The organism is Streptomyces sp. ActVer, assembly GCF_027270795.1.
Taxonomy (GTDB): Bacteria; Actinomycetota; Actinomycetes; order Streptomycetales; family Streptomycetaceae; genus Streptomyces; species Streptomyces umbrinus_A.
The window spans coordinates 1-8,322 of sequence record NZ_JAPWHT010000453.1 but is presented as its reverse complement, the minus strand read 5'-3'; the positions used below and the strand labels follow the sequence as shown (position 1 = coordinate 8,322).

Here is an 8,322-nt window from a genome sequence, read left to right as displayed (position 1 = left end):
CGCGTTCGCCTCCGCCGGACTCCAGGTCGTCGTGACCGTCGACGGCGAGGAGCGGCCGCTGTCACCCGGGGTGGACCTGACCGCCTTCCGGATCGTGCAGGAGGCGCTCACCAACGTCGCCAAACACGCCGGCGCGAGGACGGCGCAGGTGGAGCTCGCGTACGCCCACGACCGGCTGACCCTCAAGGTCAGCGACAACGGCGGCGCCACCGCGCCCCCACCGGCTCCCGGCGGCAGGTTCGGTCTCATCGGCATGCGGGAGCGCGCCCAGTCCGCCGGCGGCCGTCTCCAGGCGGGCCACCGCCCCGAGGGCGGCTTCGCCGTCACGGCCGAACTCCCGGTCCACTCCTGACTCCCCAACCGCTCCCGACCTCGGAAGGGCCCCGATGACCATCCGTGTGCTGCTCGCCGACGACCAGACCCTGCTGCGGGCGACCTTCCGGATACTGATCGACTCCTGCGAGGACCTGGAGGTGGTCGACGAGGCCGACGACGGCGGGAAGGCCGTCGAACTCACCCGCCTCCACCGCCCCGACGTCGTCCTCATGGACATCCGCATGCCCGGCACCGACGGTCTCGCCGCGACGGGCGCCATCTGTGCCGATCCGGACCTGGCGGCCACGCGTGTCCTGATCCTCACCACGTTCCAGACCGACGAGCACGTCGCCCGGGCGCTGCGCGGCGGAGCGAGCGGCTTCCTCGGCAAGAACGTCACCGCCGACGCGCTCCTCGACGGCATCCGCACCGTGGCCTCCGGCGAGGCGCTCCTGTCCCCCGCCGCCACGCGTTCCCTCATCACCCGCTTCCTCGCCACCCCCGACTCCGGCGCCGATCCGGCACTCCTCGGGGACCTGGCCGCCCTCACCGCCCGTGAGCGCGAGGTGATGGCCCTCGCCGCGGACGGCAAGTCCAACACCGAGATCGCGGAGGAACTGTTCCTCAGCCCGCTGACCGTACGCACCCACATCCAGCGGGCCAAGACGAAACTGGGCGCCCGCGACCGCGCCCAACTGGTCGTCTTCGCCTACCGGTCCGGGCTCGTACGGCCTCCGCACTGAGACGTGACGGCGGGCCGATCCGTGACGGCACCTTCGGGCTCGGTCCCGTACGGGGAGCCGCGCCCGGGCCCGCTTGTGGTGGGCGCCACACCCGGGCCGTGGAGCTCCACCCGGCCGACGCCCACAGGGCTCGTCGCCAGCACTTTCCCTCCGCCGGCTCCCAGGGCATCGTGCGCGCGGCAGACCCCGTGGTAGTCCAACTCCCGTGCCAATCGGTCAAGTTCAGCCATTCACAGGTGTGGCGGCGGCATGATGTGCGGCATGGACCAAGCCAACACGGTCATCTGGGCGACCGCTCTGGGCATAGGGGGAACCTTGACCGCCGGACTGACCGGACCGCTTCTCCATGCCAGGTCCTCACGTCGGCAGGCACAGCAGCAGGAGACCTTCCAGGTCCGGCACCGTCTGCGCGACGAGCGGCGTGCCGCCTTCGCGACCGTGCTCGACGAGTGTGAGGCGTTCCGGCAGAGCATCAACGCCGTCATCGAGGCCCGCGTGGCTCTCGAATGGCGGAGCGAGGACGAGCATCGAGGTCTGTGGGAGCCGACCATGGACGCCCTGGGCGCGCTGGGCAGAGCGGCCACGAACGTCGCCATCACCGGCCCCGCGCCGATGGGTGAGCTGGCCGACACCGTCCATGCGGCGGCCGTCCGGCAGACGGACGTCTGGCGCATGCGGCTGGATCTCGACGACCGCCTCGTGCAGAACGGTCAGGCGGACAGTGACCTCATCGACGCCCGCAGACAGTTCATCGCAGCGGCCGAGAAGATCCTGGCTCCGCCCGACCGGGGCGCCCGGCAGCGGGGCATGCTGCGGCGTTCGCGGTGACGAGGGCGTTCCGCGGCGTCGGCAGGATCTGGCGACGGACATCGAGCGTGGCGGCGACGCCCTGAACTGTTCGGGCTGGGCGAGGCACACAGCGGCGCGTTCGTGACAGGTGCGACCGTCTCGAACACCGTCGGGCTGGCCCTCGCTCGGGAGTGGCTGGGCGAGCGTCTGGGGGTTTCCGTGTCCGAGGCGGGAGTCGCCGCCCTCGGGCCGGTCGACGTACTGTCCGGCAGCCCGCACTCCAGCATCCCCAAGGCCCTGTCCGTCCTGGGCATCGGCCGCGACCGGCTGCGTACGGTGCCGGTGCTGCCCGGTGGCCGGGAAGCCGTCGACGTGGCGCGGCTGGCCGAGGCGCTCGACGAGCTGGACGGGCGCCCGGCCGTCGTCGTGGCCAATGCCGGGACCGTGAACACGGTGGACTTCGACGACCTGCGGGCGATCGCGGCGCTCAAGGAGCGGTACGGCTTCTGGCTGCACGTGGACGCCGCCTTCGGCGGTTTCGCCGCGCTGTCCCCCGAGCACGCGCATCTGACCGACGGCCTCGACGCCGCCGACTCGGTCTGCGTCGACCTTCACAAGTGGCTCAACGTCCCCTATGACGCGGCCGTGCAGTTCACCCGCCACCGGGATCTCCAGGTGCGGGTCTTCCACAACGCGTCGCCGTATCTCGGACTGCCCACCGGGGAGCCCGACTTCGTCCACCTCACACCCGAGAACTCACGCCGGCTGCGCGCGCTCCCCGCCTGGTTCTCACTCGCCGCGTACGGCCGCGAAGGACACCGGGAGATCGTCGAACGGAACATCGCGCTCGCCCGGCGCCTCGGCGACCGGATCACCGCCGCACCGGGCCTGCGGCTGCTCGCGCCGGTCCGCCTGAACGTCGTCTGCTTCACGCTCGACGGGGACCCCACCCGGGAGCGGGTGCACGCGCTGGGCCGGGCCGTCGCCGAATCCGGCGAGGCGTTCATGACGCCGACCTTCTACGAGGGGACGCACGCGCTGCGGGCCGCGTTCAGCAACTGGCGTACGACAGAGGCCGATACGGACCGGGTGGCGAATGCCCTGGAGCATGCGGTCAGCTCCTTGTGACGGGTACTGCTCCGAGGGGCTGTTCGTGGGGCAGTTCACGGCGTCCGCGGACCGGAGAGAGGAACACCGGCAGGAAGGCCGTGGCGAGCAGTCCGGCGCCGACCCACAACGTGGCGCGCACACCGGCCAGTTCACCGATCAGCCCCGCCACGGCCGCACCGACGGCGAGGGCCCCGGTGAGGACGAACCTGAACGTCGCGTTCATTCGGCCGAGGAGCGCGTCCGCGGTCATCCGCTGGCGCAGGCTCACCCCGAGCACGTTGTCCACGCCCGTCTTGAACAGGACGAGCACTCCCCCGGCACCCGCGAGCCACAGCCACGGCCCGCGGTCGATGAGCGGGACGAGGAGTCCGGCGGGCGCGAGACACAGGCCCATGACGCCGAGGGTACGGCCGTATCCGAGGCGCCCGGCGAGAGGGCGGGCGCAGCGGGCGCCGAGCAGGAGGCCGATGCCGCCCGCCGCCCAGTACAGGCCCAACGCGCTTGCGGGCAGGCCGAGTTCGCGCACGAAGAGCACGTGGGAGCATGGTGTTGATGATCTGCGAACCCAGGTTGGTGAGGGCCGCGGTGAGCGCGAGGGCGCGCAGCTCCACGTTGCCGAAGACGTGGCGGACCCCTTCGCCGATCTGCTTGCGCAGTCCGACCGTACGGACCGGTGCGGGAGGCGCCTGATCGGGGCGGACCCGGGTGAGCTGGAGTGCGGAGCCCAGATGGCTGGCCGCCGTGCAGAGAACGGCCACCGGCGCGGTGAGGAACTGGACCAGCGCGCCGCCCGCGCTCCGGCCGGCCACGTTGCTCACGGCCATGAGGCTCATCATGGCGGCGTTGGCCTGCACGAGGGCGTCGCGTCCGACGAGTCCGGGCAGGGTGCTCTGCGAGCCGACATCGAAGAAGACGGTGGCGCAGCCGTTCAGCAGCACCACCGCGTACAACTGGCCCAGCGTGAGCGCGTCCAGCCACCAGGCCAGCGGGACGGAGGCGAACAGGGCGGCCCGCGCCAGGTCGCCCACGATCAGCACCCTGCGGTGACGCATCCGGTCCACCCAGGCTCCGGCGGGCAGGCCGATGAGCAGGAAGGCGAGCGTGCTCAATGTGGCCAGGGCGCCGACCTGGCCGGGGCTCGCGTCGAGTTCGGCCACGGCGATCAGCGGGACGGCGACATAGCTGACGTTCGTGCCGAGCTGACTGAGTGCGGTCGCACTGAAGAGCGTCCTGAAGTCGGCCGTCCGCCATGGGGAGTTGGGCTGCATGATCCACAACCGTGCCCGACCTCGACAGCGCAGCACAAGTGAAGAGTTCTCCATACAGCTTTAAGCAGAGCTACGTTGTTGCGGTCCCGGCCGCCTCCGGGCGGGTCGCGGCCTGAACGGCTCTTCCCCCTTGAGTCCCACTGTGCTTGTCTGGGGGCCGTTTTCGGTGGCCGGGGCGGGAGTTGCCGTATGCGTAAGCCGTGGATGGTGGGGGTACTGGCCGGGTTACTGCTGCTCGGCGCGTGCGGGGACCCCTCGTCCGGACCCGAGTCCGGGGCACCCGTCCCCTCGGCGCCCAAGGCGTCCTCGACCACGCATCAGCGGCCGGCCGCCACGCCCGGGACCGACACTGAGGCCGAGCCCAACTCTGGGGCCGGGGCCGGCTCCAGTACCGGGGCCGGGGCACCCTCACAGCGTTCCCGCCCCACCGTCCTCTACCTCGGCGACTCCCTCGCCATGGAGAACCAGAAGGTCCTCGGCGGCCTGATGCGCGACGAGTTGAAGGCGCGCTACACCAGCGCCCCCTACTCGGGCACCACGCTCTGCGACTACCTGGAAGGCACGGGCAAGGACTCGCTCGTGCCGCCCAAGGACAAGGCCGCCGCGCTGGTACGCACGCTGCGGCCGGACTTCGTGGTGCTGCAGTTCTGGGGCAACGCGTGGGGCTACACGCCGTGCATGGACGGCATCACCCACGACAAGGCGCGGGACAAGTACTTCGCGCGTTACACCGCCGACGCACGACGGCTGACCGACCAGATCGCGGGCGCGGCGGGCGGAGACCGGCCGAAGGTCGTCTGGGTGCTCCAGGGGCCGGACCCCATGACGCCCGACCGGGTCCGCCGCGTCAACGCCGTCTACGAGCGGCAGGCCGCCGCCTCCGGGGACATGCTCGCGGACGCCGGAAAGGCGGTGAGCCCGGCCTCGGCCCGCTACACCTGGAGCCAGTACCTGCCGTGCACCGCGTACGAACGCGAGCACTCGGCGTACTGCACCCAGCCGGGCAGCGGCCGGACCGCCCTGCACATCGACGACGACTACCTGCACTTCTGCCTGGCCCCCACCACCACGACGCCCAGGCCCTGCCCGGTCCGCTCCCCCGGCATCCTGCGCATCACCCGGGCGATCACCGGCGCCGTGGCCGCACAGCTGAACTGACCTGCCCTTGCCGGGGCGGGCCCGGTCCCAGGTGCGAGGCGATCCAGCGGCTGGGGAACCCGTTCCCGCCGGGCCGCAGGGACACCGCCCGACCTGCGGACGCGCCTCCTGACACGGACCAGGGTCAGAAACTCACGAAGCGCTACTGGTCGCCCGTCCCCAGCTCGGACTCGACCAGCCGGTAAAGGTGCCGACGGGCGTCCTGTGTGCTCAGTTCGGGTGACTGGCGCAGTCGCTGGAGGGCCAGTCCGTCGGAGAGGGCGGCGAAGCGGACGGTGAAGCCGGCCGGGTCCGCGCAGACGAACTCCCCGTCGGCGACGCCTCGTTCGACCAGTGCGCGGATCTGGCTGTGCCAGTCCTCGTACCGCTTGGCCTGGCCGCTCGCGAAGGCCTGCTCGGGGTCCTGGTCGCGGTCGCCCGCGCTCCAGTAGTCGAACCACATGCGCCAGTGCCGGTCGGTGTCCTCCGTGAACAGCGCGTCGATCAGCAGCCGCAGCGCCTCACCGCTGCCGGCCGCCTGCTCGGCGGCCTCGTTCAGCGCCGCGTAGTAGCGCTCGATGTGCAGCACCATCGCCTCGGAGAGGATCTCCTGCACACTGCCGAAGTGGTACGTGACCGTACCCACCGACACCCCGGCCGCGGCGGCGACGTCCCGGACGCCCACGGACGCGTACCCGCGCTCGGCGATGAGCGGGACGGCCGCCTCCACGATGAGCCGGCGGCGGACCTCGGTGGGCTGGCGGGTGCGGTCGGCGGCGGCGACGGCACGGCGGGGCGTCTTCGCGGCCTTCACGCCGACGTCCTCGGGGTGGTGCGGTGCCATGCGCGCTTGACCACTGTCTCTCCGTCCGCCCGTGTTTCCATGCGACTGTCCATGATGAACTCCGTGGCCGTGGCCCGCAGCTCCGTACGCGTCATGATCTCAGCGTCCCAGTCGTCGCCGCGCCGCAGCCGGATCGTCCACTCGGAGACGGCCACCGCCGACAGCGGATCGTCGGCCCGTATCCGGTACGTCTCGCGTGCACTCTCCTCGTAGCGCAGCCCGTCCGGGTAGACCCGCGATCCGCCGTAGTTGGGGTCGACCTCCAGCGTCCACTCGCCCTTCGCGACGTCGCAGGTGACCAGCCGCTCCGGCGTCGCCTCGGCGGGGCGCTCGTAGGTGACGGACAGCGGCGGAGCCTGCTCGGGTTCCTCGAAACGGATGGGCGCCCGGCCCTCGTCCCCGTCCGACGCGGGATCCCGTACGGGCAGGAGCAGCGCGCTGCCGACAGGCAGTACGGCCAACTGACCGCGCTCGCCGTGCGGCCACACCCAGGGCCAGTACGTGTCCGAGACGGCGACCCTGATGCGGTGCCCGGGCGGAAAGGCGTACCCGATGCCGTTGAGCTCGAACTCCACGGTCTCGTACGTGCCCGGGGTCCACTCCACGGCCCGGTCACGCCCGTGCCTGCTCAGCAGGTTGAGGACGCCACGGGTGACGAGGGTGGACGAGCCGTCGGGCGCGACGTCGCAGACACGGGCGACGACGTGGGCGCGCGGTGTCGCGCTGTCGAGACGGAGCCGGACGCGCGGACGTCCCAGGATCTCCACCCTCCCGTCCAGCGGAGCCGAGTCGAAGCAGACCGAACGGCCGTCCTCCTCCCGCTGATCGGGCGGCAGATCGCTCTCGTTGCCGAACGGGAAGAAGCGGCCGGCGTCGAGACCGGTGTGCTGCGGAGACCGTACGAGGACGGGGGTGTCGCTGCCCCCGAGCGGCCGCGCATCCCAACTGACCGAGGGCGAGGGCCAGTTGTCGTCGCCCACCCAGCGTCCGGGCATCTCGTCGTACGAAGTGGCGGGCGGGACCGGGTCGTTCAGCCAGGCGCGCAGTTTCGGCTCGCGCATGACGCCGGTGTCCTCGCCCTTGAGGTGCTGGTCCCACCAGCGGAGGGTCTCCTGGAGGAACCCGATGGCCGGGCCGGGCGGCAGGCCGCGGTCCGGGTACTGATGCGACCAGGGCCCGACGATCCCCCGTACACGGTCGTCGGGCAGGTGTTCCACGAGCCGCAGCACGGTGTCGCGGTAGGGGTCGTTCCAGCCGCCGACGGCCAGGACCGCCGCGTCGATCGCCGAGTAGTCCTCGCAGACGCTGCCGTGCCGCCAGTAGTCGTCGCGTTGCTGGTGTGCCAGCCAGGTGTGCAGGAAGGGGTCGAGCGCTTCGAGGCGCTCGCGCCACATCGGCAGCCAGCGGTCCCCGCCCACGCTCGTCGGGTCCGGCGGGCGGGCGGCGAACGCCAGCATCGTGCCCGCCCAGGCGAGCATGTCGATGCCGAGGACGGCGCCGCCCGTGTAGTGCACGTCGTTGTCGTAGCGGTCGTCCGTCGAGCAGACCGTGACGATCGCCTTCAGCGGTTCGGGGGCGAGGGCGGCGATCTGGAGGGAGTTGAAGCCACCCCAGGAGATGCCGAACATGCCGACCTTGCCTGTGCACCAGGGCTGCTCGGCAAGCCAGTTGACGACGTCCACGCCGTCCGCGAGTTCCTGTGCGTCGTACTCGTCGCCGGGGGTTCCCTCGCTGTCGCCGTGGCCTCGGATGTCCACACGTACGGAGGCGTAGCCGTGGCCGGCGTACCAAGGGTGACGTTGGGCGTCGCGGGGGGCCGTCCAGTCGGTTTTCCGGTACGGGAGGTATTCGAGGAGAGCGGGCACGGGGGCTGTCCCGGCGTCGGTCGGGCGCCAGATGCGGGCGTGCAGGTGCGTTCGCCCGTCCCGGGTGGGGATCCAGACGTCCTCACGCGTGACCTGCCGGTCGAAGTGCTCGCGGTATTTCACGGGGCTCCTTGGGTGTACGGCTTGCGGCGAGCGGTGGGGTGGTGGGGGTGTTTTCGCCCCCGCCGCCCCTACCCGTTCCCGTCCCTTCTGGGGGCTCCGCCCCCAGACCCCCGCATCGGCCTGAACGG

The 8,322-nt window shown here is 71.6% G+C and carries 7 protein-coding genes and 2 pseudogenes; 5 read left to right on the top strand and 4 right to left on the bottom strand.

Annotation, left to right across the window (positions count from 1 at the left end; genetic code table 11):
• The 4 genes and pseudogenes from O3Q52_RS43685 to O3Q52_RS43670 all read left to right on the top strand — a co-directional run.
• The coding region (locus O3Q52_RS43685; protein ID WP_332113000.1) for an ATP-binding protein at positions 1-352 on the top strand (352 nt) is incomplete at its 5' end.
• Positions 353-386: 34 nt separating this feature from the next.
• A complete protein-coding gene (locus O3Q52_RS43680) occupies positions 387-1,058 on the top strand; it encodes a response regulator transcription factor (protein ID WP_269654077.1) in 672 nt (223 codons plus the stop codon).
• Positions 1,059-1,319: 261 nt separating this feature from the next.
• A complete protein-coding gene (locus O3Q52_RS43675; RefSeq protein ID WP_269654076.1) occupies positions 1,320-1,886 on the top strand; it encodes a hypothetical protein in 567 nt (188 codons plus the stop codon).
• Between the two features lie 63 nt (positions 1,887-1,949).
• Positions 1,950-2,975, top strand: a pseudogene (locus O3Q52_RS43670) (aspartate aminotransferase family protein); the annotation flags it as partial.
• On the opposite strand, the gene O3Q52_RS54300 reads toward O3Q52_RS43670, so the two are convergent.
• Both O3Q52_RS54300 and O3Q52_RS54295 read right to left on the bottom strand, forming a co-directional pair.
• Complete coding sequence (locus tag O3Q52_RS54300) at positions 2,962-3,492, bottom strand: hypothetical protein (protein WP_332113001.1); 531 nt, start codon at positions 3,490-3,492, stop codon at positions 2,962-2,964. The pseudogene O3Q52_RS43670 and the gene O3Q52_RS54300 sit on opposite strands and share 14 nt — an antisense overlap.
• Before the next feature lie 40 nt (positions 3,493-3,532).
• Positions 3,533-4,225, bottom strand: a pseudogene (locus O3Q52_RS54295) (MFS transporter); the annotation flags it as partial.
• Between the two features lie 189 nt (positions 4,226-4,414).
• On the opposite strand from O3Q52_RS54295, the gene O3Q52_RS43660 reads away from it, so the two are divergent.
• Positions 4,415-5,383 carry an SGNH/GDSL hydrolase family protein gene (locus tag O3Q52_RS43660; RefSeq protein ID WP_269654075.1) on the top strand — a complete coding sequence of 323 codons (969 nt, stop codon included), beginning with the start codon at positions 4,415-4,417 and terminating at the stop codon, positions 5,381-5,383.
• Between the two features lie 142 nt (positions 5,384-5,525).
• Here the strand turns inward: O3Q52_RS43660 and O3Q52_RS43655 are convergent, their stop codons facing one another.
• Positions 5,526-6,206 (bottom strand): TetR/AcrR family transcriptional regulator, encoded by a 681-nt coding sequence (locus O3Q52_RS43655; RefSeq protein ID WP_269654074.1) that lies wholly within the window; start codon positions 6,204-6,206, stop codon positions 5,526-5,528.
• Positions 6,173-8,194 (bottom strand): CocE/NonD family hydrolase, encoded by a 2,022-nt coding sequence (locus O3Q52_RS43650; RefSeq protein WP_269654073.1) that lies wholly within the window; start codon positions 8,192-8,194, stop codon positions 6,173-6,175. The genes O3Q52_RS43655 and O3Q52_RS43650 overlap by 34 nt, the downstream gene beginning before the upstream one ends.
• Positions 8,195-8,322 lie beyond the last annotated feature (128 nt).